The sequence below is a fragment of the Shinella sp. BE166 genome, from assembly GCF_051201095.1.
GTDB classification, from domain to species: domain Bacteria; phylum Pseudomonadota; class Alphaproteobacteria; order Rhizobiales; family Rhizobiaceae; genus Shinella; species Shinella lacus.
Genome location: NZ_JBPEHL010000001.1, coordinates 315,610 through 342,411, shown reverse-complemented (window position 1 = coordinate 342,411; position 26,802 = coordinate 315,610). Strand labels below are relative to the sequence as shown.

26 protein-coding genes are annotated in these 26,802 nt (G+C 63.5%); 7 read left to right on the top strand and 19 right to left on the bottom strand.

Features of this window, described 5'->3' with window-relative positions; translation table 11 throughout:
• Window positions 1-140 precede the first annotated feature (140 nt).
• Complete coding sequence (locus J2Y63_RS01525) at window positions 141-1,172, top strand: LacI family DNA-binding transcriptional regulator (protein ID WP_435264613.1); 1,032 nt, start codon at window positions 141-143, stop codon at window positions 1,170-1,172.
• A 3-nt stretch (window positions 1,173-1,175) separates the two neighbouring features.
• On the opposite strand, the gene J2Y63_RS01520 is transcribed toward J2Y63_RS01525, so the two are convergent.
• Window positions 1,176-2,357: a GGDEF domain-containing protein gene (locus J2Y63_RS01520; RefSeq protein WP_435264612.1), complete on the bottom strand. Its 1,182-nt coding sequence runs from the start codon at window positions 2,355-2,357 to the stop codon at window positions 1,176-1,178.
• Window positions 2,358-2,564: 207 nt separating this feature from the next.
• On the opposite strand from J2Y63_RS01520, the gene J2Y63_RS01515 reads away from it, so the two are divergent.
• Window positions 2,565-4,019, top strand: a complete 1,455-nt coding sequence (locus J2Y63_RS01515; protein ID WP_435264611.1) for a TrkH family potassium uptake protein — start codon at window positions 2,565-2,567, stop codon at window positions 4,017-4,019.
• A 3-nt stretch (window positions 4,020-4,022) separates the two neighbouring features.
• On the opposite strand, the gene J2Y63_RS01510 is transcribed toward J2Y63_RS01515, so the two are convergent.
• On the bottom strand, window positions 4,023-4,940 hold the full coding sequence (locus J2Y63_RS01510; protein ID WP_435264610.1) for a LysR substrate-binding domain-containing protein: 918 nt from the start codon (window positions 4,938-4,940) through the stop codon (window positions 4,023-4,025).
• Window positions 4,941-5,051: 111 nt separating this feature from the next.
• Between J2Y63_RS01510 and J2Y63_RS01505 the strand changes: the two genes are divergently transcribed.
• Window positions 5,052-5,930: an aldo/keto reductase family oxidoreductase gene (locus J2Y63_RS01505; RefSeq protein ID WP_435264609.1), complete on the top strand. Its 879-nt coding sequence runs from the start codon at window positions 5,052-5,054 to the stop codon at window positions 5,928-5,930.
• 30 nt (window positions 5,931-5,960) lie between these two features.
• On the opposite strand, the gene J2Y63_RS01500 is transcribed toward J2Y63_RS01505, so the two are convergent.
• The 9 genes from J2Y63_RS01500 to J2Y63_RS01460 form a co-directional block, all read right to left on the bottom strand.
• The gene (locus J2Y63_RS01500) at window positions 5,961-6,701 is read right to left on the bottom strand and encodes an amino acid ABC transporter ATP-binding protein (protein ID WP_435264608.1); all 741 of its coding nucleotides are present in this window, start codon (window positions 6,699-6,701) and stop codon (window positions 5,961-5,963) included.
• Entirely contained in the window at window positions 6,698-7,672 is a 975-nt protein-coding gene (locus J2Y63_RS01495; RefSeq protein WP_435264607.1) for an amino acid ABC transporter permease, read from the bottom strand. Before J2Y63_RS01495 ends, J2Y63_RS01500 begins: the two co-directional genes overlap by 4 nt.
• A gap of 63 nt (window positions 7,673-7,735) precedes the next feature.
• Window positions 7,736-8,569: a transporter substrate-binding domain-containing protein gene (locus tag J2Y63_RS01490; RefSeq protein WP_435264606.1), complete on the bottom strand. Its 834-nt coding sequence runs from the start codon at window positions 8,567-8,569 to the stop codon at window positions 7,736-7,738.
• 150 nt (window positions 8,570-8,719) lie between these two features.
• Window positions 8,720-9,109, bottom strand: a complete 390-nt coding sequence (locus J2Y63_RS01485; RefSeq protein WP_435264605.1) for a carboxymuconolactone decarboxylase family protein — start codon at window positions 9,107-9,109, stop codon at window positions 8,720-8,722.
• Entirely contained in the window at window positions 9,102-9,914 is an 813-nt protein-coding gene (locus tag J2Y63_RS01480) for an alpha/beta fold hydrolase (RefSeq protein ID WP_435264604.1), read from the bottom strand. Before J2Y63_RS01480 ends, J2Y63_RS01485 begins: the two co-directional genes overlap by 8 nt.
• 2 nt (window positions 9,915-9,916) lie before the next feature.
• The gene (locus J2Y63_RS01475; RefSeq protein ID WP_256114965.1) at window positions 9,917-10,993 is read right to left on the bottom strand and encodes an LLM class flavin-dependent oxidoreductase; all 1,077 of its coding nucleotides are present in this window, start codon (window positions 10,991-10,993) and stop codon (window positions 9,917-9,919) included.
• 21 nt (window positions 10,994-11,014) lie between these two features.
• A complete protein-coding gene (locus J2Y63_RS01470) occupies window positions 11,015-12,529 on the bottom strand; it encodes an aldehyde dehydrogenase (protein WP_435264603.1) in 1,515 nt (504 codons plus the stop codon).
• A gap of 1 nt (window position 12,530) precedes the next feature.
• Entirely contained in the window at window positions 12,531-13,523 is a 993-nt protein-coding gene (locus tag J2Y63_RS01465) for a flavin reductase (protein WP_435264602.1), read from the bottom strand.
• A gap of 120 nt (window positions 13,524-13,643) precedes the next feature.
• Window positions 13,644-15,467, bottom strand: coding sequence for a helix-turn-helix domain-containing protein (locus tag J2Y63_RS01460; RefSeq protein ID WP_435264601.1), 1,824 nt, complete (start codon window positions 15,465-15,467; stop codon window positions 13,644-13,646).
• Window positions 15,468-15,615: 148 nt separating this feature from the next.
• Here J2Y63_RS01460 and J2Y63_RS01455 point away from each other — a divergent pair, with 148 nt between their 5' ends.
• The 3 genes from J2Y63_RS01455 to J2Y63_RS01445 all read left to right on the top strand — a co-directional run bounded on the left by J2Y63_RS01455 (window position 15,616) and on the right by J2Y63_RS01445 (window position 17,633).
• Window positions 15,616-16,206, top strand: a complete 591-nt coding sequence (locus J2Y63_RS01455) for an amino acid synthesis family protein (RefSeq protein WP_435264600.1) — start codon at window positions 15,616-15,618, stop codon at window positions 16,204-16,206.
• Between the two features lie 80 nt (window positions 16,207-16,286).
• A complete protein-coding gene (locus J2Y63_RS01450) occupies window positions 16,287-16,934 on the top strand; it encodes a glutathione S-transferase family protein (protein WP_435264599.1) in 648 nt (215 codons plus the stop codon).
• Window positions 16,935-17,288: 354 nt separating this feature from the next.
• Window positions 17,289-17,633: a hypothetical protein gene (locus J2Y63_RS01445; protein ID WP_256114971.1), complete on the top strand. Its 345-nt coding sequence runs from the start codon at window positions 17,289-17,291 to the stop codon at window positions 17,631-17,633.
• Window positions 17,634-17,693: 60 nt separating this feature from the next.
• On the opposite strand, the gene J2Y63_RS01440 is transcribed toward J2Y63_RS01445, so the two are convergent.
• The 7 genes from J2Y63_RS01440 to J2Y63_RS01410 all read right to left on the bottom strand — a co-directional run bounded on the left by J2Y63_RS01440 (window position 17,694) and on the right by J2Y63_RS01410 (window position 25,041).
• Window positions 17,694-18,251 (bottom strand): TetR/AcrR family transcriptional regulator, encoded by a 558-nt coding sequence (locus J2Y63_RS01440; protein WP_435264598.1) that lies wholly within the window; start codon window positions 18,249-18,251, stop codon window positions 17,694-17,696.
• A 146-nt stretch (window positions 18,252-18,397) separates the two neighbouring features.
• The gene (locus J2Y63_RS01435) at window positions 18,398-19,435 is read right to left on the bottom strand and encodes an alpha/beta hydrolase family esterase (protein ID WP_435264597.1); all 1,038 of its coding nucleotides are present in this window, start codon (window positions 19,433-19,435) and stop codon (window positions 18,398-18,400) included.
• Window positions 19,436-19,601: 166 nt separating this feature from the next.
• A complete protein-coding gene (locus tag J2Y63_RS01430) occupies window positions 19,602-20,402 on the bottom strand; it encodes an ABC transporter permease (protein ID WP_256114975.1) in 801 nt (266 codons plus the stop codon).
• Between the two features lies 1 nt (window position 20,403).
• On the bottom strand, window positions 20,404-21,267 hold the full coding sequence (locus tag J2Y63_RS01425) for an ABC transporter permease (RefSeq protein WP_435264596.1): 864 nt from the start codon (window positions 21,265-21,267) through the stop codon (window positions 20,404-20,406).
• A 2-nt stretch (window positions 21,268-21,269) separates the two neighbouring features.
• Window positions 21,270-22,346, bottom strand: a complete 1,077-nt coding sequence (locus J2Y63_RS01420; protein ID WP_435264595.1) for an ABC transporter ATP-binding protein — start codon at window positions 22,344-22,346, stop codon at window positions 21,270-21,272.
• A gap of 85 nt (window positions 22,347-22,431) precedes the next feature.
• Window positions 22,432-23,583, bottom strand: a complete 1,152-nt coding sequence (locus J2Y63_RS01415) for an ABC transporter substrate-binding protein (protein ID WP_435264594.1) — start codon at window positions 23,581-23,583, stop codon at window positions 22,432-22,434.
• Window positions 23,584-23,709: 126 nt separating this feature from the next.
• Window positions 23,710-25,041 carry an aspartate aminotransferase family protein gene (locus J2Y63_RS01410; protein WP_435264593.1) on the bottom strand — a complete coding sequence of 444 codons (1,332 nt, stop codon included), beginning with the start codon at window positions 25,039-25,041 and terminating at the stop codon, window positions 23,710-23,712.
• Window positions 25,042-25,126: 85 nt separating this feature from the next.
• Here J2Y63_RS01410 and J2Y63_RS01405 point away from each other — a divergent pair, with 85 nt between their 5' ends.
• A complete protein-coding gene (locus tag J2Y63_RS01405) occupies window positions 25,127-26,014 on the top strand; it encodes a LysR family transcriptional regulator (RefSeq protein WP_435264592.1) in 888 nt (295 codons plus the stop codon).
• A gap of 6 nt (window positions 26,015-26,020) precedes the next feature.
• On the opposite strand, the gene J2Y63_RS01400 is transcribed toward J2Y63_RS01405, so the two are convergent.
• Complete coding sequence (locus J2Y63_RS01400; RefSeq protein ID WP_435264591.1) at window positions 26,021-26,674, bottom strand: TetR/AcrR family transcriptional regulator; 654 nt, start codon at window positions 26,672-26,674, stop codon at window positions 26,021-26,023.
• Between the last annotated feature and the right edge of the window lie 128 nt (window positions 26,675-26,802).

Genomic DNA, 26,802 nt, shown 5'->3' with positions numbered 1-26,802 from the left:
CTCGCCGCCATGGAGAGAGTCATATTGAGGTGCGCACCTCAATGCAAGCAATTTTTGAGGTGCGCACTTCAATTCTTGCTTTTCGCCTGCTTTTGCTAGAGAAATCCGATTCAGACTCTTGGGAGGAGGAAAGCGGGCGCATGCGGCCAACCGCAAAAGACCTGGCAGAAGCAGCGGGCGTCAGCCTAGCGACCGTCGACCGTGTGCTGAACGAGCGCCCGAATGTCAGCGGGAAGGCCGCGCGCAAAGTCGCCGAGGCGATCGAGCGCATCGGCTTCGTCCGCAACCCGGCCGCCGTCGCGCTGGCGCGCAACAAGACCTATCGCTTCCGCTTCGTGCTTCCGACTTCCGGCGACCAGTATCTCAAGGAGCTCATCGGCCGCGTCACCGAGGCGAAGGAAGCGCTTCGCGCCGATTCCATCGCGGTGGAGGCCGTGCAGATTCCCATGGCGGATCCGCACCATGTCGCCAAATACCTGACCGCCATCGATCCCGAAGCCATCGACGGGGTCGCCGTCATGGCGCCGGAATCGCCGCAGGTGCGCGACGCGCTGATGCGGCTCGTCGAGCGCGGCGTCAAGGTCGTGCAGTTCCTGTCAGGCCAGGAACGGCTGGAGAGCGCCGACTATGTCGGCGTCGACAATTTCGCCGCCGGTGCCACCGCCGGCAAGATCGCCGGCCGCTTCATCAGCGAGAAGCCCGGCAAGATCATGGTGGTGGCGGAAACCATGATGGCGCTCGACAGCATCCAGCGCCGTCTCGGCTTCGACAGCATCATCAACACCCAGTTCCCGCATCTCGAAATCCTGCCGTCGCTGGAAACCTATGCGGACGAAAAGCGCACCGAGCTGATCATCCAGCGCACCCTGCAGCACAACCCGGACACCGTCGCCGTCTACGTCCTGAGTTCGGAGGCGAGGGTGCCGCTGTCGGCCGTCTGGAACGCGCAGGGTTCCCGCCCCCTCACCGTCGTCGCGCACGAGCGCACCCCCTTCAGCGAAAAGGCGCTGATGGATGAACGCATCGACGCCGTGATCGCCCAGGACCCCGGCCATGCCGTCAGAAGCGCGCTACGCATCATGCGCGCCCGCGCCGATCACCGCGAACTGCTCGCCTCCCAGGAGCGGATCCGTATCGAGGTCCTGCTCAAGGAGAACCTCCAGCTCGAATGAATGCTAGGCGACGCGGGCGTCGACCAACGTATCGCCGGCGAGCGCCACGGTGTTCCTGCCCATGCGCTTCGCCTCGTAGAGCGCGCTGTCGGCATCGCATAGAAGCCGTTCCAGCGTCGTCTCGGCAGCGGCTGCCAGGGCAACACCGAGGCTGACCGTCACGCAGCCATCGTCCAGTCCGCGATGGCGCATGGCGAGGCCTTCGATGGCGACGCGGATGCGCTCCGCCATCGCCAGTGCCGCCAGGGGTTCCCGATCAGCCGAGAGGACCAGCATCTCCTCGCCCCCGAAACGGAACACGAAGGATGCCTCGTCCACCGTGTCGCGGATGCATCGCGAGACGGCGCGAAGGCAGGCGTCGCCTTCGATATGGCCGTGAACGTCGTTGAAACGCTTGAAATGATCGATGTCGAGCAGGATGGCGGCCACGGTTTTATGCTTTCCACCGTTCCACAAGCCTTCGCAGATCCGCGCGAGCGAGCGCCGGTTGAGCAGCCCCGTCAGCTCGTCCCGCTCGGCATTGCGCTCCAGCTGCCCGTAAAGCAGGCCGGCTCGCAACTGATTGAGAAAATTCTGCCGGTCCTTCTGCTCCAGGAAATAAGCGCTCACCGCCAGGAAGATCGAGAGCGTCACATAGAAGGTGATAATGCCGGAATAGGTCACGGCGTCGAAGGCGCCCGTCATCTGCGTGGTGGTGAAATGCGAGGCGCACATCAGCGTGAGCCCGACAAGGACCGCGGGAAAACGCGGCCGCAATGCGATGACGAAGAACAGAAAGGCGGCGGAGTTGCCGTTCTGGTAGACGAAAAGGTAGGGGCTGGCGCTTTGCGTGGCGGCAAGCATCGGCAAGGTGACGCCCATCACAGCGATCGCGACGGAAAGACTATCGTAGAGCAGCGCATTCCGCCAGCGGCGGACGGTCAGGATACAGGCGATCACGAAGGGCGTGAACACCAGGAAGCGCGCGAAGACCAGCGCGGTGAAGACATCCGCCATCATGGTGCGGTCGCCGAAATAGACGAGATCGTAGATCAGCGTTCCGATCACGCCCCAGATGACGGCGAGCCGCACCCGCTCCGCCACATAGTCCTTGCGGAAGGCGGCCTCGATGTCCGGAGAAAAACGCAAGAACCGAAAGCCCCGCGCGATCTGGCGCTCCACCTGGTCCAGCGTCACGACGCCCATTCCGAAATCCCCGCATGCAGCAAGATTACCTGACGTTACGGCAGAAAGCTGAACAACGACCTAAAGCAGGACCGCGTCAAACGTCGATGGCCCGTTCGCACCGACCTTGAGTTTGACGGCGGCAAAGGTTATTGCCTATCGCAGCAACGGACTGCGGCCGCTCGATCCTTCGAACCAGTCGATAGCCGGCACGCAGGACACCTTCCGTTGAACGCCACGATCTACCGCGCCGTCGTCAATATCGCAGCAATCTGCGGTCTCTATCTTGCGGCAGCCATGCTCGTGCCGGCGCTTGTCGACATCTATTATGGTCATCGGGACTGGAAGGTCTTCATGCTGTCGGCCGTGCTGGTCGGCGGCCTTTCAACCGTGACCGCGGCCGCGACACGCGCCGGCCCGCCGCCATTCAACAAGAAGATGGGCTTTCTGCTGGTCAACGTCCTATGGCTGGTCTTTTCGCTCGTCGGCGCCCTACCCTTCATGTTGTCGTCTCTCGACATGAACTTCGCCAAGGCGCTGTTCGAATCCGTTTCCGCCATCACGACGACGGGCTCGACGGTCATTTCGGGTCTGGACAATGCGCCGCCAGGCATCCTGATGTGGCGCTCGCTCCTCCATTGGCTCGGCGGCATTGGTATCGTCGCCCTCGGCCTCTTCGTCATGCCCTACCTGCGCGTCGGCGGCATCTCCTTCTTCAAAATGGAATCGTCCGACACGAACGATAAGCCGTTCGCCCGGATCGCCAGCTTCACCCGGGCGTTTGTCCTTATCTACGTGTTGATTACGCTGGCCTGCACGCTGGTTTTTGCCGCACTCGGCATGAGCCGCTTCGATGCCGTCAACCACGCCATGGCGACGGTGGCGACCGGCGGTTTTTCGACCCATGACGCGTCATTCGGCTATTTCAACAGCTTGCCGCTGCTGTGGGCCGGCACCTTCTTCATGACGCTCTGCAGCCTACCCTTTTCGATCCTGATCGTCTTCATGGTCCGCGGCCGTCTTGATGCGCTGCGTGATCCGCAGATCGGCGTGTTTCTCGGCTATCTCGTGCTATTCTCCGTGGCGATCGCAATCTACCAACGTCTCCAGAACGGCGTGCCGTTCCATGAAGCGCTTACGCACTCGTTCTTCACCGTGTCGACAATCCTCTCCACGACCGGTTTTGCCAGCCAGGACTATACGCTCTGGGGACCGTTCGTGGTGACGATGGCGTTTTTCATGACCTTCATGGGTGGATGTTCTGGATCGACCGCCGGCGGCATAAAAGCTTACCGGTTCATCATCCTCTTCAATTCGATCCGCACCGGCCTCTATAAGCTGATCTATCCGAACGGGATCCATATCGTGCGCTACGGCAAGATGGCGGTTGATCCCGATCTGCAACGTAACGTTTTCCTCTTCTTCGTAACCTACCTCCTGCTGTGGGCCACCGGCAGCGTCGCCATGACGGCGATGGGCTACGATCTTCTGACCTCCGCATCATCCGTCATCACCGCGCTCTCCAACGTCGGGCCGGGCGTCGGCCCCATCGTGGGTCCGGCCGGCAACTTCTCGACGATTTCCGATCCGGCGCTCTATCTTCTGACGATCATGATGCTGCTCGGCCGTCTTGAGGTTCTGACTGTCCTCGTTGTGCTGACGCCGCTCTTCTGGAAAAGCTGACCGCTAGTCGGGCGACGGCAATACCTTCATGAAATCGATGAAGGCGCGCAGCGGGGCCGGCACCAGCCGGCGCCCTGGATAATAGAGGAACGGGCCGGAAAAGCTCAGCCACCACGGCTCCAGCACGGGGACCAGGGCGCCGCTCTGGAAGTGGGGCTTCAGCCAATCCTCGAAGAGCGATATGATGCCGGCTCCGTCGATCGCGGCCGTGACGCCCAGGTCCGAACCGCCGCCCGCTTGCACGATCAGCGAACTCGGAGGATCGACCCGCACGACCTCGCCGTCACGCTCGAACTCCCAGGAGCCGAGCGACCGGCCGGCGAAGCGGCTTCGAATGCAGGCATGCGACAGCAGATCGCGCGGATGTTCGGGCCGGCCGCGCGCAGCAAGATAGGAGGGCGATGCAGCGCTGGCGAACCGCTGAATGCGCGGGCCGATCGGCACCGCTATCATGTCCAGTTCCAGCCGCTCGTCATAGCGGATACCGGCATCGCATCCGGCAGCGATGATATCCACGAAATTCTCGTCGGTGACGATCTCAAGCTGGATGTCGGGATAGGCCGCCAGGAACTGCGGCACGATCTTCGGCAGCACCAGCCGCGCCGCGCTGACCGGGACATTGAGCTTCAACGTTCCCGCCGGTCGGCCGCGCAGGCTCCGGACGTGCTCCAGCGCGCCGCCGATTTCGCTGAAGGCCGGGCTGATGCGCTCCATGAGGCCGCGTCCCGCCTCGGTGGGCACGACGCTTCGCGTGGTGCGGTTGAAAAGCCGGACGCCAAGCTCGGTCTCAAGGCGCCGCACGGCATCGCTCAGGGCCGACGAGCTGCTGTTGGTCGCGCGGGCTGCCTCGCGAAAACCGCCGGCCCGTGCCACCGCCAGGAAGGCGCCCAGATCCGCCATGTTCGAGCTGCCCAGTGTCATGTCGCCCTCCACCACTGTCCGCCATTACGGACAAGCTGTGCGGATTATATCCCATTTTCGCTGCGGACAAGCCGCCCTATTTCAGGATCGACCAGACAATGGAGGCACGACATGTCCAATCTCGACAAATCCGGCACGTACAAACTCGGCGACTTCACGGTAAAGCGGCTCGGCTATGGCGCCATGCAGCTCGCAGGAAAGGGCGTCTTCGGCCCGCCGAAGGATCGGGCGGAGGCGATCGCCGTGCTGCGCGAAGCGATAGAGAGCGGGGTCGACCATATCGACACCAGCGACTTCTACGGACCGCATGTCACCAACCAGATCATCAAGGAGGCGTTGCATCCCTACAAGGACGGCCTCGTCATCGTCACCAAGGTCGGCGCGACGCGCGGCTCGGATGCGTCGTGGAACCCGGCCTTCTCGAAGGAAGCGCTCACGCAGGCCGTGCACGACAACCTGAAGAACCTCGACCTCGACACCATCGACGTCGTCAACCTGCGCGCCATGTTCGACGTGCACGGGCCTGCGGAGGGCTCGCTGGAGGAGCCGCTCACGGTTCTCGCAGACCTGCAACGCCAGGGCCTGATCAAGCATATCGGGCTGTCGAACGTGACCGCCCGGCAGATCGCGGATGGCCGGAAAATTACGGATATCGTCTGCGTCCAGAACCAGTACAACCTGGCCCACCGGGGAGACGACGCGCTGATCGACCAGCTGGCGGCGGAAGGTACCGCCTACGTGCCCTTTTTCCCGCTCGGCGGATTCTCGCCGCTGCAATCCGCAACCCTGTCCGAGGTCGCGACGGATCTGGAAGCGACCCCGCTTCAGGTCGCCCTCGCCTGGCTGCTCGCCCGCAAGCCGAACATCCTGCTGATCCCCGGCACGTCGTCCCGCGGCCATCTGCGCGAAAATCTCGCCGCCGCCGATATCGAGCTGCCGGCGGAAGCGATGCAGCGGCTTGACGGTATCGCCGCGGCGAAGGCCGATTGATGCTTGAACGGGCCGGCAATCGCCGGCCCTTCAGTGTTTCAGGATCTGGCTGAGGAAGAGCTTGGTGCGCTCGTGCTGCGGGTTCTTGAAGAATTCTTCCGGCTTGCCCTGCTCGACGATCTGGCCCGCATTCATGAAGATCACCCGGTCGGCGACGGCGCGGGCGAAGGCCATTTCGTGGGTGACGCAGACCATGGTCATGCCGTCGCGCGCCAGGCTCGTCATGGTGTCGAGCACTTCGGACACCATTTCCGGATCGAGCGCGGATGTCGGCTCGTCGAACAGCATGACGGCCGGCTGCATGCAGAGCGAACGGGCGATCGCCACGCGCTGCTGCTGGCCGCCGGAGAGCTGCACGGGATATTTGTCCGCCTGTTCGGGAATGCGCACGCGCTCCAGGAATTGCAGTGCGGTCTTGCGGGCTTCGGCCTGCGAGACGCCCTTGATCCACATCGGCCCGACCATGCAGTTCATCAGCACGGTCATATGCGGGAAGAGGTTGAAGTGCTGGAAGACCATGCCGACATTTTTGCGCACCTCGCCGACATTGCGCATCTTGTCATGCAGGGGGATGCCGTTGACGACGATGTCGCCTTCCTGATGCGCCTCCAGCCGGTTGAAGCAGCGGATCAGCGTCGACTTTCCCGAGCCGGAGGGGCCGCAGATGACGATGCGCTCGCCCTTTTCCACCGTCAGGTTCACATCGGTCAGCACCCGGAACGCGCCGTACCATTTGGAGACGTTGCGGACGTCGATGATCTTTTCGCTCATCGGACTTTGCTCCTCGCATAATGACGCTCGATGCGTGACTGGATGAGTTCGAGGCAGATCGACACGCCCCAGTAGAGCATCGCGGCGGAGATCAGCATTTCCATATGCTGGAACGACTTCTGTCCGAGCGTGCGCGCCAGGAACATCAGTTCCCACACGCCGATGACCGAGACGAGCGAACTGTCCTTCAGCATCGAGATGAACTGGTTGCCGGTCGGCGGGATGATGACGGGCAGCGCCTGCGGCAGGATGATCTTGCGCATGGTGATGCCGAAGCCGAAGCCGATCGAGCGCGAGGCCTCCCATTGGCCGCGGTCGATGCTCTGGATGCCGGAGCGGAAGATCTCCGTCATATAGGCGCCGTAGCAGAGCGACAGCGCGAGAATACCGGCCGGCACCGCATCGATGATGAAGCCGAGCTGCGGCAGGCCGAGATAGATGAGGTAGACCTGCATCAGGAGCGGCAGGCCGCGGAAGAACGAGGTGTAGAAACTCGCGATCGCATAGGCGAACCCGTTCGTCGAGAGCTTCGCCACCGCGCCGAGAATGGCGATGGCGGACGCGATGACGATGGAGATCGCCGAGACGTAAATCGTCGTGAAAAGCCCCTGCGTGACGAGGAAGGGCAATTTCTCGGCCATGAACGGCAGGCTGAGATTGAATGTCTTGAAGAAGGCGAGGAACAGCAGCAGGAGTTCAAGCCAGACGATCGTGATCTGCACCCTAAGCGAGGCGAAACCGATCAGGACGACGTTCAGGCAGAACAGCACGGCGATGACGAAGGCGATGGCGAAGCGGCCGTAGATGCCGCTTTCCAAGGGCTCGCCGATCACCGGGCGCATCAGCTCGCCCATCGACGTTCCCGAGAGATCGAAGGCAAGGAACAGGGCGAAGATCGCCGCAAACATCACCGCGACGAACCACGGCTTGTGGACGAGCACTTCGGACTCGACGGTATCCGGATACAGCATCTCCGCTCCCTGAATGTAAGGCGCGGCCCGGTTTTGCGGGCGCGCGCGAACGGATGGGTCTTTTTACTGCGTGACCGTGTAGTCGACACCGTACCACTTGACCGACAGCTTGCTCAGCGTGCCATCGGCCCGGATCGCGTCCACGGCCTCGGCGATCTTCTCGCTCAGCTCCTTGTCGCCATGCTCGACGGCGACGGCAAGGGGCTCGAAGAAGACCGGCTTGCCGAGCTGCTTGATCGGGTAGCCGGCTTTCTCCGCGTCGAGAATGCTCGGCAGCGTGGAAACGACGGCATCGAGGCGCGTCCCGTCGCCGAGACGCAGGTCGTCGAAGGCGGTGGTGGAGTTGGCGTAGGATTTCACCTCGCCGGCCTTGAACTCATAGGTGAACGGCGGCGCGCCGGCGGCGTCCAGCGTCAGGTCCTGGTTGGCATAGGCTTCGAAGGTCGAGGTTGCCGTCACACCGACGACCTTGCCTTCGAGATCGGAAAGCTTTTCCGCCTTGCTGTCCTTGTGCACGGCGACGGCGGCGGGCGTGTAGTAGTAAACTGCCGGGAAATCGAAGATTTCGGCGCGCGCCTTCGTCGGCGTCATCGAGCCGACATGCATGTCCCAGCGGCCCTGCCACTTGCCGGCCGTGATGATGTCCCAGCCCGGCGTCACGAACTCGACGGAGACGCCGAGATGTTTGCCGATCTCCTTGGCGACGTCGATATCGAAGCCGTCCATCTCGTTCTTGTCGTTGACGAAGGATTGCGGCGCCCAGTTGGCATCGGTCGCGACTTTCAGGGTCTTGGCAGCGAGCACCCGGTCCAGAACGGCACCGGCCTGGGCCGGCACCGTGGCGAGCGAAAGCGAGAGAGAGGCGACGAGCGCCGCGAGTGTCGATGTCTTCATCATGTGTTTGTTCCCTCTGTCCATTGTCGTTTCTGTCGACGGCGCGGGTTCCTCTCCCTGCCGATGGTAACAATCTTGGGGCTTATCGCCCCTCCCCGTCTTCCGGCGTTCCCAAGCAGCGCGTGGCCCCTGGCTTCATCGAAATGACGGAAATCAAGTCGTGCCCTCCCCGCCCATTTCCGCGCGGATGGCGCGGGCCACCCGGAACGCCTCGACGCCTGCCGGTACGCCGCAGTAGATCGCGATCTGGAGAAGGGCCGCCTGCAATTCCCTGTCCGACAGGCCGTTGCGGATGGCGCCGCGAAAATGGATGCCGAATTCATGCATGCGGTTGCTGGCGGCAAGCATGCCGAGGTTCAGCAGGCTGCGCTGCTTGAGATCGAGGCCGTCGTCCGTCCAGCCCAGGCCCCAGCAATATTCGTTGAGCAGATCCTGCAAGGGTGCGGAGAAGGCATCCGCGCCTGCCTTGGCGCGATCGACATAGTCGTCGCCGAGCACGCGCCGCCGGACCGCTTCGCCCTCTTTGCGCAAAGTCTCATCCATGGGCCGCCTCCGTCTTCGAGACGAAATTGTCGATGGTTACGGCCACGACGCCCGGCGCCTCGATGAGGATGGAATGGCGCAGGCCCGGAAAGAGAGTGAGCTGCGATCCCGGGATGCGGTCGTGCATGTAGCGGGCCATGCGCGGGTTTGAGCCGACGTCCTCCTCGCCGGTGGCGATCAAGGTCGGGCAGCGGATCTGGTCGAGGAAGCCGCCGAAATCCGTCTCGGCCAGCACGCGATAGGCCGCCGCATAGCAGTCCGGATCGTTTTCCGCGTCGCGCGACCGCAGCCAGGCGATCACGTCGGGATGTTCCTCCTGAAACGCTTCCGTCAGCCAGCGGGAGAGCGACGCCGTGTGGTGATCCGCCGGCGTTCCGGCCTGAAGCGCCGCAAGGCGGGCGAGGACGCGTTCCCGCTCCTCTGGCGTGCGGCCCGCAACCGTGGACAGAAGCACGAGCCGGCGCAGGCGCGGCAGATGCGTCAGCGCGAGGCGTTGGGCGATCAGGCCGCCGAGCGAAAACCCCGCGAGATTGAAGGTCGGGAAGCCGGCTTTGTCGGCAAGCGCCAGCGTCTCGGCCACGAAGTCGTCGATCTCGTAGCGGCCCTTGACGCGGCTTGACCGGCCGTGGCCCCGCAGGTCGAAGGTCAGGATCGTGAACCGGTCCTTCAACCGCTCCACCACGCCGGACCAGGCCTCCAGATAGGAGCCGACGCCGTGGATGCAGACGAGCGGCTCGCTGCCATCGCCATCAATGCGATAGTTGAGCGTGACCTCGCCGACCGTGTGCTCTCGTGCCTCACCCATGATCAGCCCCCCGCAGCCGCCCGTTTCCGGTCGTTCTCGCGCGCGGCGAAGACCGGCATGACCTCTTTCACGAAAAGCTCGATCGTGCGCTTCTGCAATTCGAAGGGAAGGTTGAAGGTGAGGCCGAGGCAGTATTGGTCGACACCCGCCGCTTCGAACACCAGCAGCTTCTCGATCACCTCGTCCGGCGTGCCGAACATCAGGTTCTTGCGGATGTTCTCCGGATTGTAGTTCTCCTTGCCCTTCACCGCCTCATAGGGCACGGCCTCGGGAAAACCGTTCTGCACGGTGCCGGCATTCTGCATGAGGTTCTCGAAAGCGCGGCCATAATCCATGCTGTGCTGCACGGCCTTTTCCCAGCCGTCCGGCCGATCGTAGACGCAGGTGCGCCGCTGCATCATGAAGCGCGGGCGCGGCACCTCCGGATGGTCGGCCACGGCCTTGTGGAACTTGTCGGAGAGCACCTGGATTTCGGCGGCGGGTGCCGAAAGCGGCGTCGACAGGATGCTCGCACCATTGGCGATCGCCCAGTCGAAGGTGCCGGGATCGCGCGCGGCGACCCAGATGCGTGGATGCGGCTGCTGCAAGGGTTTGGGCACGGAGGTGGCGAGCGGGAATTTCCAGTAGTGACCGTCATGGGCGTAATCGCCGGCCCAGAGCTTCTTCACCGCCGGCACGATCTCCTTCATGTAGGCGACGCCCTCCTGCTGCGGCATGCCGCCCGCCATCCGGTCGAACTCGTACTGGTAGGAGCCGCGCGCGATGCCGAATTCCAGCCGGCCGTTCGTCAGGTGGTCGCAAAGTGCCGATTCGCCCGCCAGCCGGATCGGATCCCAGTAAGGTGCGACCAGCGTCGAGGTGCCGAGCCGCAGCTGCTCGGTGTGCTGCGCCAGCCAGACGAGCGTCTGGAACGGATTGGGCGAGATCGTGCATTCGATCGTGTGATGCTCGGCGGTCCAGAGCATCTCGAAACCACCCTCGTCTGCCATGCGGGCCAGCGTCAGCAGGTTGTTCTTCGCGGTCGCCATCGGCACATCCGGCGAGAAGCGTTCCATCGTGAGCGAGACTGCGAACTTCATGGTTCTGCCTTTCGATGCTTGTTACTTGAGGCGGATGACGAAGGGGTCCTGCATCGCGCCGGAATAGTCGATGATCACGTTCTTCAGCCGCGAGAATTCGTGCATCACCTCGAAACCGCCGCGCCGGCCGTAACCGCTTTCCTTGAAGCCGCCATTGGCGGACATGAAGGAGGCGGAGCGATAGGTGTTGACCCAGACGGTGCCGGCCTCGATCTCGCTGGCGAAACGCAGCGCCCGGTCGATGTCCTTCGTCCAGATGCCGGAGGCGAGGCCATAGCGGGTATCGTTGGCAAGCCGGATCATCTCCGCCTCGTCGCGGAACGGCATGACGCCGACCACCGGGCCGAAGAGTTCGTCGCGCATGAAGGTCATGTCGTTTTCGGCATCAACCATCACCGTCGGCTCGAAATACCAGCCGCCAGGCGCAAGGCCATCCTTCTGCGGCCGCCGGCCGCCGGCAGCAACCTTCGCGCCCTCCTTCACACCGGAGATAACATAGGATTCGACCTTGGAAAGCTGGTCGGCGAGCGCGAGCGGGCCGATATCGGTGTCATCGCCCGTTGGAAGGCCGACGCGAATGCGCTGCGTGCGGGCGACGAGGGCTTCGATGAACCTGTCGTAGACGCTCGCCTCAACGAAGCAGCGCGAACCGGCAACACAGGTCTGACCGGCCGCGGCGAAGACGCCGGAGACGACGCCGTTCACCGCATGCTCGATATCGACGTCGCCGAAGACGACATGGGGCGACTTGCCGCCGAGTTCCATCGAGCAGGGCACGAGGTTCTGCGCGGCGTTGCCGGCGATGCGGCGGCCGGTGGCGGTGCTGCCGGTGAAGACGTATTTCGCGACGCCCGGATGGCGGGTCAGGGCCTCGCCGGCGCTCTTGCCGGTGCCCGTCACCACATTGACGACGCCCGCCGGGAAACCTGCCTCGTGGATGAGTTCGGCCAGCGCCAGCGTCGAGGCCGTCGCGTGTTCGGAAGGCTTGATGACGATGGTGTTGCCGATCGCAAGGCAGGGCGCCAGCGTTCCGGTCAGCAGCATCAGCGGCGAATTCCACGGCGTGATCATGCCGATGACGCCGAGCGGCTCGCGCAGGTTGATGTTCAGCGTGTCGAGCCGGTTGATCGGGATCGTGTCGCCCTGCAACTTGTCGGCCATGCCGGCGAAGTAGTGGTAGCTGTCCGGCATGGCGCGCATCTGCGCCCGCGTTTCCTTGAGAAGCTTGCCGTTGTCGCGCGTCTCGATCTGGGCAAGCGCATCCGCATTGGCCCGCACCAATTCGGCGAGACGGCGCACCAGCGCACCGCGATCGGTCTGCGTCATGCGCCGCCATTCGGGATTGCGGAAGGCGGCACTGGCAGCGGCGACGGCCGCCTCGACATCGTCCGCATCGGCTTCGGCAAATTCATACCAGGGCGCGCCCGTCGTCGGATCGAAGCTCGGGATGTAGTTGCCGTTCTTCGGGGCCACGAACCGGCCGTCGATGAACAGCAGCTGGCGAGAGCCCTCGATGGAGCTGACTGTCGTCTTCATGTCATTGTCCTTGGTCTTGGGAGGCCTGGAGCCAGGCGCGGGCTTCGCCGTCGATCATCGCGACACGGCCGCCGTCGTCGGAATCCATGTAGATGCCGAAGCGGCCCGCCAGCCGCTCGCGCCCGTAGCGCCGCAGCATGGAGCGCAGTTCATGGGTCGCGATCGTGTCGTAGGGCAGATCGTCGATGGGGAAGAAGCGCAGGTCGGCGGGGAGATTGCCCGAGGCGCCCTCGCCCGCCAGACGCGCCCGGTAGACGAGATAACCGGGATCGCTGTCGGCGACGTCGAAGACGGAATAGAGGAAGGTTTCCTCCGGCACGAGGCGCAGCGCATCGCCGCCGTCGAGCACCAGCTGGCTGTCCGCCTTGCGCCGGCGCGCCGACGGCAACACCCATCCGCCCTTGCCGTCCGAGCGCAGCAGCAGGCTGTCGCCCGCCTCGATGAGGTAGCCGATGATCATGCCGTGCGAGGCGAGCCAGCCGGTCGGCAACGGGTCCTTCACGCTGGCGTAACGTCCACGGCAGAAGCCGAGCGGTGCGGTCGGGCTGGTGCCGAACGCCCGCACCTGGCCGATCAGAATGGCATGGTCGCCGGCATCCACCGCGCTGTGAAGGCTGCAATCGAACCAGGTCAGGCTGTCGGTGAGAACCGGCGCACCGGTATGCACCCGGTCGTGGTTGACCGACTGGAACTTGTCCTGCGCCTTCGAGGCGAAGGTCGCCGATACGTCGACCTGGCCCTCATGCAGGATGTTGACCGCAAAACAGTTCGCCGCCTTGAACACCGCATAGCTGGACGCCGACTTGGCGACGCAGACGAGCAGCAGCGGCGGATCGAGCGACACGGAGGTGAAGGAATTCGCGGTCATGCCGCGCGGCGTGCCATCGGCTTCGAGCGTGGTGATGACCGTCACGCCGGTGACGAAGGTGCCGAAGGCCCGGCGCAACGCGATCGGGTCGATCGGCGCATCCTGTGCTGCCGCTTGCTCCACCATCCCGACCTCCTCTCCGGTTCATTGAGAGGAAGCTACCGCCGCCCGCCGGCCGCTTCTTCCTCCTAGGCGGAGGAGAGTGGCAGAGAGTTATCCTGCGCTTCGAAGGAGAGCCCGAAAGGGTCAGCGTTCGCTGAAGGCGTGGTTCTCGATGACGCCGTAGAGACGCAGGGCGAGCTCCACCGAAAAGCGTCTTTCCGCCGTTTCGACATCGATGCCGAAGAGTTCCTGGATGCGCGAGAGCCGGTAGCGCAGCGTCGTGACATGCAGGCCCAGGCGGTCGGCGCAGGCCTGGCTGCGGCAGCCTTCTTCGAGATAGGCCGACAGCGTTTCCAGATAGGGCGTGCCATTCTCCCGGTCGTGCTCGGCGATTGCGCCGATGCTTTCGCGAACGAAACTGCGCACGTCGCCCACATCGGCGGCGGAAACGAGCATGGGCAGCGGACCGAAATCCTGCGTGGACAGCGCCCCCGTCAGCCCGAACGACCGGCCGATGCGGATCATCCGGCTGCACCGCTCCCAGGCGGCGGGGTAGTCTTCCAGCCCGGCGCAGCGGTTTGCGGCAACGATTACCGGCGCCTCATCGAAATAGCGGCCCAGTTCATCGGCCATGCGGCGCATGAGTTTCGTCGTGCGCTCCTGCTTTCGCCCCGCCTCGTGCGGCACGAGGCAGACGACACCGCCATCGATGGCGACGAGGCTCGCTTCCAGCGACGCCTGCCGCAGGATGCGTGACAGGGTGTGCTCCACATCGACGGAACCGCCGCCGAAGGCCTTCGCCTTCTCCGGAAAATCGACGACGATCATCTGCTGTGGCGCGGAAAAATCGAGCCCGAGGCGCGTGGCGCGCTGGGTTACATCCGCAGCATCGCGCCAGCGCCGCTCGACGACTTCGAAAAACAGCTCGCTTTGCGTGCGCGTCTCGAAACGAAAGCGCAGGAAGGAACGCATCATCTGAACGCTCAGCGCAAACTTGGCGCTGTCGAGCATGAGCTGGTCCAGCTCGCCCTCGGCGACCGCGCCGGGAAAGATGACGAGCGCGCCGACCAGCTGGCGATCGACCGTCAGGGCTTCGATCCGCGCGGAGGCACGCAGCCGCCGCGTGCCGTCGTCCAGCAGGATTGCCGCCGTTTCCAGGGTGCCGCGCTCGACGGCATCGCGTGCCGCCTTGATGAGCGTGCGGGCGAAGACCGTGGGGGCCGCGGCCTGCCAGGCCACATCGTCGAAGTCTGTCGCGAGCGGCGAGCGCCCGGCGATCAACTGGTTGACGGTGAAATCGACGACGACCAGCGGATTGGGCAGCAGCCTGCCGACCATCGCGGCCAGCGAGGAGACGGAGCCGTCGCTGAGCACATGTTCCAGCAGCGAGGTATGCGCCGTGAGCGCCCGGTCCAGCCGATCCGACGCCCGTTTCTCCGCCGCGAGACGGTGCTGCTTTTCCACCGCGATCGCGCCGAGATGAATGATCGTTCCGAGAAAGGCGAGATCGTCTTCCGTGACCTCCGTCACCGTGCGGGCGATGACGCTCAGCACCATCGGCCGGCCCTCGGCGTCGGCGCAGTTCATCGGCATGACCAGCACGGTGCGGTAGTCCCGCTCGAAGGCCTCCTTGCGGTAGCCGGGAAACTCTGCGCTCTCGCGCGCATCGCGCAGATAGACGGGCTCGTTGCGCTGGAGCGCGATCAGCGACGGGCTGGTCGCCAGCTCCCAGCGGTCTGGCAGGTCGCGCTGGATGAGTGTCGGGTCATGCCGAACGATGACGTGGGCGTAACCGTGCGCGGCATCGATGCCCATGATGGAGCCAAGCGCCCAGTTCGCATGCCGGCAGGCAGCCGCAATCAGATGCTGCAGCACGGTCGTCAGGTCGCCGCCGCTGTTGATCTGGCTGGCAACATCGCGAAGCGAAAGTATCTGTGATTTGTGGTCCAACCCGTCGCGCACTCCCATCTGAGCCCCGCGATAATGCGGCGCGAAGCCCGCGAATGCTACTTGTTTTCAGAGGAGCGGTACTGCTCCGTTTCCTAGGAACGATAGGAAGATCGCGAGCCGCTGCACGTTAGGTTGAGGAAACGTTTCAACAGACGGCGGAAAAGACATGGCGCTCGGCATCAGAAAGATCTGCACCTTCCTTGAGGAAACCCACATCGAGGGCGGCAAGGCCGCGCCGCGTCCCCTCAACATCGTCGTCGTCGCCGCCATCATCCAAAATCCCTGGGCCGGCAAGGGCTTCGTGGAGAACTTGCGGCCCGAGATCATCGACATTGCGGGGCCGTTGAGCGAGGAGATGACCCGCCGGCTCCTGGCGCAAATGCCGGCGGAAAAAATCGAGGCTTGCGGCAAGGCGGCCGCGGTCGGCGTCAACGGCGAAATCGAGCATGCCTCGGCGATGATCCACACGCTTCGTTTCGGCAATCCCTTCCGCAATGCGATCGGCGGCACGAACTATCTGGAATTCGCCAATACGCGCAACGCGCCCGGTGCCCTGCTCTCTTTGCCGATGATGCACAAGAGCGAGAACGGCAAGCGCTCCCACTTCCTCACCGCCAATTTCCAGATTGCCGATGCGCCGCATCCCGACGAGATCGTCATCGCGATCGCAGCCGCCGATGGCGGCCGCCCGCACGCCCGCATCGCCGACCGGTTCCAGGACATTGCGGAAATGGAGGCAGAGCTCGCACAGGGCTAAGGCTTGCGGCTTGAAACATGTAGTGTCGGAATCTCGTTTGGCTGATCGTCTTCAAGACGGACAGACCAGGGAGAACGACAATGACGATCACCATCACCGCCTTTGAAAGCTCGCCCGATCGCGGCAGGGGCCTGGCGCGCGACATGCGCGTTCGCTGGGCGCTTGAGGAAGTGGGCCTGCCTTACGAGGTGCGCCTCGTTTCGTTCAAGGCGATGAAGCAGCCTGCGCATCTCGCCCTTCAGCCCTTCGGGCAGATCCCGACCTATGAGGAAGGCGACCTGGCGCTGTTCGAGTCCGGCGGCATCGTGCTCCACATCGCGGAGCACCATCGGGGCCTGCTGCCGGAGGATGCGAATGCCCGGGCGCGCGCCATCACATGGATGTTTGCCGCGCTGAGCACGGTGGAGCCGCCCATCGTCGAGCGCGAAGCCGCCCACTTTGCGGAGCGCGACAAGGCCTGGCACGAGGCGCGCCAGCCCATTCTCAAGGGCCGCATCCGTGACCGTTTGGACCAGCTTTCCAGCCGGCTCGGCGATGCCGACTGGCTCGACAGCGCGTTCAGCGCAGGCGACCTCCTGATGGTGACGGTGCTGCGCCGCTTGGAAGGCTCGGATATCCTGGGCGACTATCCAACGCTTTCCGCCTATATCTCCCGCGGCCAGGCGCGACCTGCCTACAAACGTGCTTTCGACGCTCAGTTGGCGGTGTTCACTGCCACGCAGAAATGACCTCAAACGGACAGCATATCCCGTACGCCTTGATCCCGCCGCAAAATCCCCTATAAACCGAATCGGTCTGCTTCCTACCGATTCGGTAGGCAAGCAAAACGAGGGTCGGCCATGGGGCAGGGCAAAGGAATGACGATCTTACACGGCTCACTTCGCGCTGTCAGAAGGCACCTCCATGTCGCCGTCTCCGCGACATTCGCGCCCGGCACGGGCGTCACGATGCGCCGGCCCGAAATATAGCCCCATCTCGTCTGGCATTCGGCGCGCCCGCCCAGACACATCCCCCAAAAACCACGAGGTCACCAAGCACATAGCCTGTGCTTGCGATGACGCGCGCCTATGAAAGGAACTTCCATGCAATCAAGACCCCTTCTCGCCCTCACACTTGCCGCGGCGGTGTTCGCCTCCGGCTGCCAGTCCAGATCCCAGTCCATGGACGAAGCCTATAATATCTGCGCCGACAGCGGCATGCGGCCGGGCGGCTGGCAGCATCAGCGCTGCACGCGCAACATCTATTCCGAAAATCGTCGCAAGGCCGATCAGGCAGCGGCCGCGGTTGCCGTCGGCGTTGCGGCAACGGCTGTCGGCGCCTATGCGATTTCTCAGGCCAACAAGGACAAACACAAGGATCGCGATCGCAGGGATCGCGGCTGGCAGCGGGATCGGCACGACCCATATTGGCCGAAGCGCGCCCGGTAATCGCCCCCGCCTGCACCATCGATTTTCTGTAGCCTCGGCCGGAAGACGCCGGCCGGGGCACTACGGCTGGCGATGACCCAGCGCATCCATCGTTGCGGCGACCATGGAGGCGCGCCATTCCTTCGTCTGTTTCGTGCGCACTGCCAGATTGGCCGTGATGCCGAGGCCCGAAAAAGCGCAGGTCACGCGAATGATCCTGTCCAGTTCCAGTTTCTGAAGATCGATGCCGATCGCCTCATACATGATGAAGCCGATCTCGTTCATCTGCTGATCGTTGGGATCGGGATCGAGCGCGATACGGTTGCCCAGCGCCGAAATGCCCGGCTGCTCGAAGGCGAAGGTGACGGAGGCCTCGACCACCGCAAGATCCCGCTCGCGTCCGACCGGCAATCCCTTCACGCTTTCAAGCATCTCTTCGGCATGCTCGCGCAGCGTCCGGATGCCGGCATCATAGATGGCCTGCTTGCTCGGGAAATGATGCAGCAACCCGGCCTTCGAATAGCCGACGGCATCGGCGATCTGCGAGAGCGAGGCATGCGCAAATCCGTGCTGGGCGAACAGGGCGGCCGCCCGATCAATGATCCCGGCCTCTATTTCGGATTTTGTCGGCCTGAGCATGAACGGACCCAACGTTGATTGCCTTGTGCGGCGAGCTCTAGGCCTGCGGCACCCTCGCCCGCTATACGAAATGCGGCGACGTTTGTCTGTCCGCTTTTCGACACCGGGCCAGGCGTAAGCCTCTTCACGCACAGATTTGGACAGGCTTATCCGGCGCGCTCGGTGGCCTCTCCCGCTGTCACCGGGGTTTCTTCCGGAGAGCGCGTGTTCCTGAAGAACTCCCACATGCGGCCGGTCGCGTCCCGTTCGGAGGTTACCTTGCCGTTCGCGTCGAAGGTTCGGAACAGCACGCTGCGGGCCGGCCAGTCGTGGGTGTTTTCCTTGAGCAGATAGGATGTGATGCGCGCGCCGCTGGCGCAGGTATCGAACGACAGCGCCGTCATCGCCGCATCGGTGAGGACGTCGCCCTTGGCCTCGCACTTGTCCAGCTCCGCCCAGCGCCGAAGCGCAGCTTCGCCACCATATTGCCAATAGGGCCTGCCGCCGCCGACAAAGGGATTGGTGACGTCCTTCATGCCGGAGAAGGCGATAATGGAGATCGGATTGCCGGGATTGCAGGATGCGACATCCGGCTGCCAGACGCCATCGCGCTCCACCGGGTAGCCGGCGCGCAGGCCCATGACGAAGCCGGCGGCTGCGAAGTCCGGATGCCCGTTGCAGATATATTGCGACAGCATGCGGCCGCCGCCCGAATAACCGGAGGCGTAGATGCGTGTCGGGTCGACGCAGAAGGTGTCCTTCACCGTCTTGATAGCATCCTTGATATAGCGCTCGTCGTCGTGCGTGCCGCCCTTCGTCACGCCCGGCACGTTCCAGGCATGCGTGCCCTTGTACTGCCCGTCGAGGCTTCCCTGCAGCGCAATCGCCACGAAGCCTTCGCGCTCGGCGACGGCATCCCAGCCGCTGCGGCGAAACTGGCCGGCCGGACCGGAATTGCTGCCGTGAAAATCGAAGACGATGGCGAGCTTTTTCTTCCCATCATAGGCAGCCGGAACATGGGCCAGCGCCGGCCGCTCGATGCCGCCGGTCTTTACCGTGAACTCCATCTGGCCGGGTGCGATGGACTGGCCGCAGCCTGCTGCAAAAGCGGGGCCGGCAAGGCCGAGAGCGAGAAGCAGGCCCATCGCTGTCACGCGGATAGAACCTTCAGGCCGCACGCGGCCAAGCAGACGAAGTATATCCATCAAAACGCCCTGTGAGTGCTGATCTGTATCGGCTGGCACTGTCGTTCCTAATACAGGAACAGTTTACGCAAGGTATTGATGGTGCAGCCGTTGCCCGTGGATGCCGTGTCACCTCCGGCATGTCAAGGCGTTGACCTAGAATTCACTAGTGCGACCCCGCCCTCCTCTACGCATCCTTGCGCTTCAGCCTGATCGAGACAAGCAAACCGAGCACCAGGCCGAAGACGACGAGGTTGATCAGCGTCGAGAGCGCATAGAGCTCCGGCTTGACGCCGTAGCGCAAGGCGCCCCAGGCGACGGACGGCATCGTTGGCGTTGCGCCCAGCAGATAGAAGGAAATGTCGAGACCATTGAGCGACAGCACGAAAGCGGTGATCAGGCTGCCCATGATCGCTGGCCAGGTGATCGGCAGCATGATCTCCAGGAACGAGCGCACGGGCGACGCGCCGCAGACGATGGCTGCCTCGTTCATACGCCAATCATATTTGTAGAGCATGGCCGCCATGATGAGGAAGCAGAAGCTGAAACAATGCACGGCATTGGCGATAATCGCCGTCACCATGTTCCCCTGCAACTCGAACAGCAGGTAGTAGAGCGCCATGCTGGAAATGCCGAGCATGATCTCCGACACGAAGAGCGGCGCGGCAAAAAGGATGGCGTAGAACAGCGCCCTGCGGCCGCCGAACCTCAGCACGCCGATCGTGGCGAGGAAGCCCAGCACTGTCGACAGCACCGCCGTACAGGAGGCGAGCAGCAGGCTGTTGAGGAAGGCGCTCTGATAGACGGTGTTGTTGGACAGCCGCACATAGCTCGCGAAGTTGAACTCCGGCGGATAGGGGAAATTGGGCCGGCTCGACAGCGACGCGAAGAGGATGTGGACGATCGGCATATACAGGAAGGCGAAAACCAGGATCACGAAGGCTGCGAGCAGCCATTTGGCGATGGCATCGGAAACATGCGGGCTCATCTTACTGCCTCCCCATTCCGGTAAATCCGGTCCTGCGCAGATCGACGCCGAAGCTGAGGATCGCAAGCGCGAGCGCCGAAAACAAAAACAACACGACGCCCATGGCCGCACCCAGCGCCCAGGTGCCGGACTCGCCGAACTGCTGCGACATCGACATGCCGTAGAGCGTGCCGTTGGGTCCGCCGAGGAACCGCGGCACCAGCGAGGCGGACAGCGTGGGGATGAAGGCCAGCATGAAGCCGACGAGCGTCCCGGACAGGTTGAGCGGCCAGACGACTTCGGTGAACACCCTGAAGCGGTTGGCGCCACAGGCATTGGCGGCATGGGCGAGGCGGAAATCGAAATTGATCAACGAAAGATAGACCGTGGTGACGACCAGCGGCAGGTAGAGATAGATGAAGGCGATGAACGAGGCGACGTTCGAATACATGATGAGCCGCAGCGGCGCCGCCCCCATCCGCACCAGCATGCCGTTGACGAGGCCGGCCGGCCCCAGCATGCCCTGAAGCGCGATCAGCCGCAGCACTTCGCCGGAGAGGAACGGGATGACGAGCAGCAGCGACAGGATGATCCGGTAGCGGCCGCCATAACGCACGATGAAATAGGCGATCGGCCAGGCCATCACGACAAGGGTGACCGAGACGCCGACCGCCATCGCGAGCGATCGCAGGAAGAAGGTAATATAGGCCCCCTCCGTCGCCAGCGTGACATAGTTGTTGAGCGTCAGTTCACGCACGATCTTGTAGTTCTCGGTCTGCCAGAAGCTGAGCACGACGAGCGCGATGAGCGGGAAGACGAAGAAGAACAGCAGGAAGCCGCTCGGAACGTAGAGCAGCAGGCGCTGGCGCAGCGAAACGTTTGGCATCGTCAACTCCCCGCCTTGAAGATATGGCAATCGGACGGCGCCCAGGAAAGCAGCACGCGCTCCTGAATGGGCAGCGGATCGTTGCGCTTCGGCTTGACGACGATCACGGTGTCACCTCGATCGGTCTCCAGGATATATTCGAGAAACGGCCCGCGCAGCACGATATCGGACACCGTGCAGACGATGCCGCTGCCGCCATCGGATTTCGGGTTCAGGTCGAAGCGCTCGTTCTTCACGAACACGTCGAGCGCATCGCCGGGCTGGAAGCGATCCTGTGGCGGCAGCGGGAATTCATGGTCGTAGCGGGCAAGCCGCACCGTCTTGCCGTCCGGCGTCACAGTGCCCTGGAATTTCGTCGACTTGCCAACGAAGCGGGCGACGAAGGGCGTCGGCGGGTTGTCGTAGATCGCCTGGCGCACATCGAGCGCCTCCAGCCGGCCGTTGTGGATGACCGCAATCCGGTCGCTCATGCTGAGCGCTTCTTCCTGGTTGTGCGTGACATAGATGAAGGGGATGCCGAGCTGCTTCTGGTAGCGGCGGATCTCGACCTCCATTTCCTGGCGCAGTTCACGGTCGAGATTGGCCAGCGGCTCGTCCAGAAGCAGCAAGGTCGGCCGGGCGATGAGGCCGCGGCCAAGCGCGACGCGCTGCTGCTGGCCGCCGGAAAGCTGGCTTGGATAACGATCGAGCAGCGCCGTCAGCGACAGGACGCCGGCCACCCATTCGAGCCGCTCGTCGATCACCGCCTGCGGCTCCCTGCGCATACGCAACGGAAAGGCGAGGTTCTCGCGCACCGTCCGGTGCGGGAAGAGCAGGAACTCCTGGAACACCATGCCGATGCCGCGCTTGTGCGGCGGCAGCCCGGTGACGTCCTTGCCTTCGAAACTGATGTGCCCCTCGGTCGGCCGGTCGAGGCCGGCGATCAGCCGAAGCAGCGTGCTCTTGCCCGATCCGCTCGGCCCGAGGATGGCGATGAACTCCTCCTTGGCGATGTCGAGGGTGACGCTGTCCAGCGCCTTTACCGCGCCATAGCGGCGCGAAACATTGTCAATCCGGATATAGGAATCGCTTTGTCGCATGAAATGGACCTGTGCTCATGAGATGGGGGCCAGGGCGTGAAAGCCGCCCCGGCCGCCGTATCTGGGAGGATGGAATACGGGCTGGTCACGCCGCCTGTACGTTCGACCATACGCGTTCCCACTTTTCAGGGGAGGACGGCTGGTCGAACATGAAGAGGTCGGCGATCTCGCTCGAACGGTCCATGAGGAAGAGCTTGCGCTCGTCCTCCGTCGATATGGCGCGCAGGTCGACCGTGGTCGAGCAACCCGCCACTTCGCCGATCTTCTTCATCACCGGCGCCGAGATCATGATGTCGATGAAGTTGTAGCAGAGGTCGAGCTTCGGTCCGTCCTCGACACCGGACGTGACCAGCCAGGTATCGACCCAGCCGAGCCCGCCTTCCTTCATCTTCAAGGCATGACGGAAGTCGACGGCCGGAGCGCCCTGGCTTTCCGCCGTCAGCAACTGGCGGAAGACCTGCGCGAATTCGGTCGCGGCCACCACGGCGCCGCTTTGCAGCAGCTGGAAGAGCGTCGGGTTGTCCTGGTAGCGGGTCAGCAGCAACGCCTTCTGCTGGACGAGCAGCTTCTCGATCTCGGCAAGCTCCTCGTCAGTCAGCACATAAGGATTGAACGGCTTGCCATCCGGCCGGGGCTTGGTGCGGCTGCCCAGGCGATCGGTGACCAGGAGTGCGGCGAGCGCGATGTTTTCCTCGAAGCGGGAGCTGGTCGAAAGCATGCCGGAATAGTCGGCATTGAACATGCATTCGAGCGTCTCGGTCTTCTCCGGTGCCACCTTGCCGGCATCGTAGGTGATGCCATAGGCGCCCCAGCAGAACGGAAAGCCGATCTTCCCGCCCGCTTCCGGCTCGGAGAGCACGTCGAAGGCCGCGGCCTGGAATTCCGGCAGGTAGCCGCCGGCATTGGGCACCTTGGCGTAATCGACCGTGCGCAGCAGTTTTTCGCGGTAGTAGAGCTGCGGCCAGAAACCGTCGGCCTGGACGAGGTCGAATTCCTTGGAGCCGCCGACGCGCAGCTTGTTATAAGCCTCGGAATTGCCGTCGAAGAAGGTCGGGACGAACTTGACCTTGTTGGTCTCCTCGAAGGCGGTGATCTGGTCGGGCAGAAGATAGGCCTCCCACATCAGCGCGCGGACCTGGTCGGGTGCCGCCCAGGACGGCCGTATGAAGGGCATGGTGAGTGCCGCCGTGGTGCCGGCGGCGAGAATGGATCGGCGTGTGAATTTCTTGTCGAACATTGTCGTGATCCCCTTTGTTGGTCTTGCTGAACAGCGTCGCGTGCTTCGGCACGTCTTGTCATTCCCAGTTCTCATTTCCAGTGCTTCCGGCAGGCTTACCGCCGGAAGCTTTTGCGGGCTGGACGCTCAGGCGATGCCATCCGCTTCGATCGAGCCCAGCACTTCGTCGAGAACGTCGAGCGCGTGGGCCATGTCCTCCATAGAGCAATCCAGCGGAGGCTTGACCTTGATCAGGTTGCCGAGGCCGGCATAGCGGCTTTCGCCAAACAGCACACCACGGTCGACACCGCGACGATAGACCTCTGCGGCGGCAGCGCGCGCCGGTTCCTTGCTGTCGCGATCCTTGACCAGCTCGATCGACACGAAGAGGCCCGGTCCCCGGACATCGCCGATCAGCTTGCGGCGTCCTGCCATCTCGTGCAGGCGGCCGGTGGCGTATTCGCCGAGCGCATGCGCCTTGTCGCAGAGCCCGTCGCCGATGATCGCATCCACCGTGGCGACCGCGGCGGCCATCGCCACCGGGAAAGAGCCGAAGGTGAGCGCGTCCTCGCCGGAATCGAACTTCTGCAGCTTGTCGCTGGCGAAGATGCCGGCCAGAGGGAAGCCGCCGCCGATGCCTTTGCCGAAGGTCATGATATCGGGAACGATGCCGTAGAAATCGGCCGCGAACATCTTGCCGGTCCGGCCGAAGCAGCTCTGGATTTCATCCCAGATCAGCAGGATGCCGCGACGGTCGCAGATCTCGCGAACGCCCTTCAGGTAGGAGTGCGGCAGCACGATATGGCCGCCATTGCCCATGATCGGCTCCATCATGATCGCGGCGACGCCGCCATCGACACCCCTGTCGATCGCATCTTCGAGCAGCGACAGGCAGAGCTGGACATCGGTCTCGGGATCGAGCCCGAGGCGCGGGCGATAAGGATCGGGATGCGGCACGCGGGTGAAGCGCGGCGAGATCGGCAGGAAGGGATTGTTCGGATGCGGCCAGCTTGCCGCCATCGTGGTGATCGAGCGGCCGTGATAGGCATCCTGCAGGACGATGAGGTTCTGGGCGCCGGGGCGGTTCTTGAAGGCGAGCTTCATCGCCATTTCGACCGCGAGGCTGCCGTGCAGCGCATAGCCGATGCGGTTGAGGTCGCCGGGCGAGATCTCGCGCAGCTTGGACGTCAGCGTCAGCAGCGGTTTGGTGTTGAAGTTCGGCCGTGCATGGGTGATTTCCCGGAGCTGGGCGATCGCCGCTTCGACGACACGGGGATCGTTGGCGCCGAGATTGTTCGACCAGGCCTGCGAAGTGCAATCGAGGTAACGATTGCCCTTGTCGTCCCAGACATGGGAGCCGCGTGCCCGAACGAGCATGATCTTGGTGTTGTCCCCTTCGACCGGATCGTGGATCAGCGAGCGCTTCCCCTCCTCGATCCGATATTCGTCCGATTTTACAGCGGTTTGTGCGACATTCATGGGATGTTTCCTCTCACCTTCGATGAGCGCGATTACCCCATGAAAGCGCGTTGACAACAAGGACGATTAGCGAAAGGATTAATTCATGGCGCTTATGAATATCCAGCTTCGGCACGTCCGCTGCCTGCTTGCCGTCGCGGGCGAGAGGAGCTTTGCGCGCGCCGCCGAAAAGCTCGCGGTCTCGCAGCCGGCGCTGTCCCAAACCATCAGCCAGCTCGAGGAGACGCTGGGCTTCGAAATCTTCCAGCGCACGACGCGCAGCGTCACCCTAACGAAAGATGGCGAGGCGCTCTGCGAATATGCCCAGAAGCTCAACCGGGCGATGGAAAGTTTTTACCGGGATGTGAAGTCGCTCCAGCTCTCCGTGCACAATTCCCTGCGGGTCGGCTATCTTATTGGCACGGCTGTGGAATTCATCCCGAAGATCACCCAGGAATTCGAGCGCCGTTTTCCCAATGCCACGCTGGAATTCATCGAATACGACTTCAACAATCCGGATGCGGGCCTTGCCACCGGCAGCGTGGATTGCGGCATCTTTCGCCCGCCGGTCGACACGACCAATATCAACATCGTCGAGATCGCGCGGGAACGGTGCGTCGCCTGCCTGCCCGATGGCCATCCGCTCAGCCTGCAGGAGACCGTCGAGGTGGAGCAGCTGCTCGACGAGCCCTTCATCGCGGCTCCAGGCTCAGGCATCTGGCGCGACTACTGGCTGGCCGGCCAGTACCGCAACGGCCGCGAGGCCCGCGTCGTCTTCGAAGCGGCGACGGTGGATTCCGAGTTGCAGGCGGTCGCCATGCGCAAGGGCATCAGCATCACGGCGGAAAGCACCGCCCGCTTCTACGCCCGCCCCGGCGTCGCCTTCCGCACCATCACCAACATGGACGAATGCGTTATCGCCATCGGCTACAAACATCCGGCCAACCCGCTCGTCAGGGAGCTTATCGACGTCGCGCGATCCGTCGCCCGCTAGGCGAGGCTATCTCGGCGCGAGGCCGTCGAGCAGGAAATCGAGTCCCTTGCGGAAAACGCCGTCCCAGTCGTCGTCCAACAGCAGGCCCGAGCGCTCGATCGTCGGGTAGTGATGCTCAACGCGCTGCTTGCCGCTCGCCCTGTCTGCATCCAAATCGAAACTCGATAGGGTGATAGTGGCGCCCATCACATAGTTCCAGAGCGACCATATCGCGACGTTCAGATCCGCGTCCGCCACACCGGCTCCGGAGAGCGTCTTGCTCAGCAGTTCCAGGCGGGCGAGGATGTTCGGCCCGAGTGCGCGGCGCGGCAACAGCGATGCCGACCAGGGGTGGCGCAACATGCTGGCGCGCCAGTCTTCGAGCATGTGAAGGACGTCTGCGCGCCAGTCTTCCGATCCGACCGTTCCGCGATATTCGAGCACGGAGTCGAGCGCCAGGTCGAAGACATCCTCCTTGTTGTCGACGTGCCAATAGAGGCTCATCACGCCCGAGCCGAGGCGATCGGCGAGCCGGCGCATCTTCAAGCCGTCGAGCCCTTCGGCATCCAGCAGTTCCACCGCGGTCGCCACGATCCGGTCCAGGGAGAGCGGCGGTTCTCCGCGCGGTTCGGGCGCGGACGCACCCGTCCGTTGAGATCGTTTGCTGGATTTGGCTGCCATCCGTCTTCCTTGCTGATCAGAGCGCCGACTTAACCCGACGACGCGGCGAATGTCGATCCTGACCGGTTGACTCGTACGATGTACGATGCAATGAAATCGTACATCGTACGAGTCAACATATGAACGGC

Bases quoted from the DNA above. Each gene is read 5' to 3' on its own strand.
- J2Y63_RS01475 (WP_256114965.1), bottom strand. From the start codon at position 10,993: ATGAAGTTCGCAGTCTCGCTCACGATGGAACGCTTCTCGCCGGATGTG.
- J2Y63_RS01400 (WP_435264591.1), bottom strand. From the start codon at position 26,674: ATGGCAGCCAAATCCAGCAAACGATCTCAACGGACGGGTGCGTCCGCG.
- J2Y63_RS01410 (WP_435264593.1), bottom strand. From the start codon at position 25,041: ATGAATGTCGCACAAACCGCTGTAAAATCGGACGAATATCGGATCGAG.
- J2Y63_RS01505 (WP_435264609.1), top strand. From the start codon at position 5,052: ATGTCCAATCTCGACAAATCCGGCACGTACAAACTCGGCGACTTCACG.
- J2Y63_RS01510 (WP_435264610.1), bottom strand. From the start codon at position 4,940: ATGACACTGGGCAGCTCGAACATGGCGGATCTGGGCGCCTTCCTGGCG.
- J2Y63_RS01465 (WP_435264602.1), bottom strand. From the start codon at position 13,523: ATGGTGGAGCAAGCGGCAGCACAGGATGCGCCGATCGACCCGATCGCG.
- J2Y63_RS01520 (WP_435264612.1), bottom strand. From the start codon at position 2,357: ATGGGCGTCGTGACGCTGGACCAGGTGGAGCGCCAGATCGCGCGGGGC.
- J2Y63_RS01450 (WP_435264599.1), top strand. From the start codon at position 16,287: ATGACGATCACCATCACCGCCTTTGAAAGCTCGCCCGATCGCGGCAGG.
- J2Y63_RS01435 (WP_435264597.1), bottom strand. From the start codon at position 19,435: ATGGATATACTTCGTCTGCTTGGCCGCGTGCGGCCTGAAGGTTCTATC.
- J2Y63_RS01430 (WP_256114975.1), bottom strand. From the start codon at position 20,402: ATGAGCCCGCATGTTTCCGATGCCATCGCCAAATGGCTGCTCGCAGCC.
- J2Y63_RS01485 (WP_435264605.1), bottom strand. From the start codon at position 9,109: ATGGATGAGACTTTGCGCAAAGAGGGCGAAGCGGTCCGGCGGCGCGTG.
- J2Y63_RS01445 (WP_256114971.1), top strand. From the start codon at position 17,289: ATGCAATCAAGACCCCTTCTCGCCCTCACACTTGCCGCGGCGGTGTTC.
- J2Y63_RS01440 (WP_435264598.1), bottom strand. From the start codon at position 18,251: ATGCTCAGGCCGACAAAATCCGAAATAGAGGCCGGGATCATTGATCGG.
- J2Y63_RS01500 (WP_435264608.1), bottom strand. From the start codon at position 6,701: ATGAGCGAAAAGATCATCGACGTCCGCAACGTCTCCAAATGGTACGGC.
- J2Y63_RS01480 (WP_435264604.1), bottom strand. From the start codon at position 9,914: ATGGGTGAGGCACGAGAGCACACGGTCGGCGAGGTCACGCTCAACTAT.
- J2Y63_RS01425 (WP_435264596.1), bottom strand. From the start codon at position 21,267: ATGCCAAACGTTTCGCTGCGCCAGCGCCTGCTGCTCTACGTTCCGAGC.
- J2Y63_RS01415 (WP_435264594.1), bottom strand. From the start codon at position 23,583: ATGTTCGACAAGAAATTCACACGCCGATCCATTCTCGCCGCCGGCACC.
- J2Y63_RS01405 (WP_435264592.1), top strand. From the start codon at position 25,127: ATGGCGCTTATGAATATCCAGCTTCGGCACGTCCGCTGCCTGCTTGCC.
- J2Y63_RS01495 (WP_435264607.1), bottom strand. From the start codon at position 7,672: ATGCTGTATCCGGATACCGTCGAGTCCGAAGTGCTCGTCCACAAGCCG.
- J2Y63_RS01460 (WP_435264601.1), bottom strand. From the start codon at position 15,467: ATGGGAGTGCGCGACGGGTTGGACCACAAATCACAGATACTTTCGCTT.
- J2Y63_RS01455 (WP_435264600.1), top strand. From the start codon at position 15,616: ATGGCGCTCGGCATCAGAAAGATCTGCACCTTCCTTGAGGAAACCCAC.
- J2Y63_RS01490 (WP_435264606.1), bottom strand. From the start codon at position 8,569: ATGATGAAGACATCGACACTCGCGGCGCTCGTCGCCTCTCTCTCGCTT.
- J2Y63_RS01420 (WP_435264595.1), bottom strand. From the start codon at position 22,346: ATGCGACAAAGCGATTCCTATATCCGGATTGACAATGTTTCGCGCCGC.
- J2Y63_RS01525 (WP_435264613.1), top strand. From the start codon at position 141: ATGCGGCCAACCGCAAAAGACCTGGCAGAAGCAGCGGGCGTCAGCCTA.
- J2Y63_RS01470 (WP_435264603.1), bottom strand. From the start codon at position 12,529: ATGAAGACGACAGTCAGCTCCATCGAGGGCTCTCGCCAGCTGCTGTTC.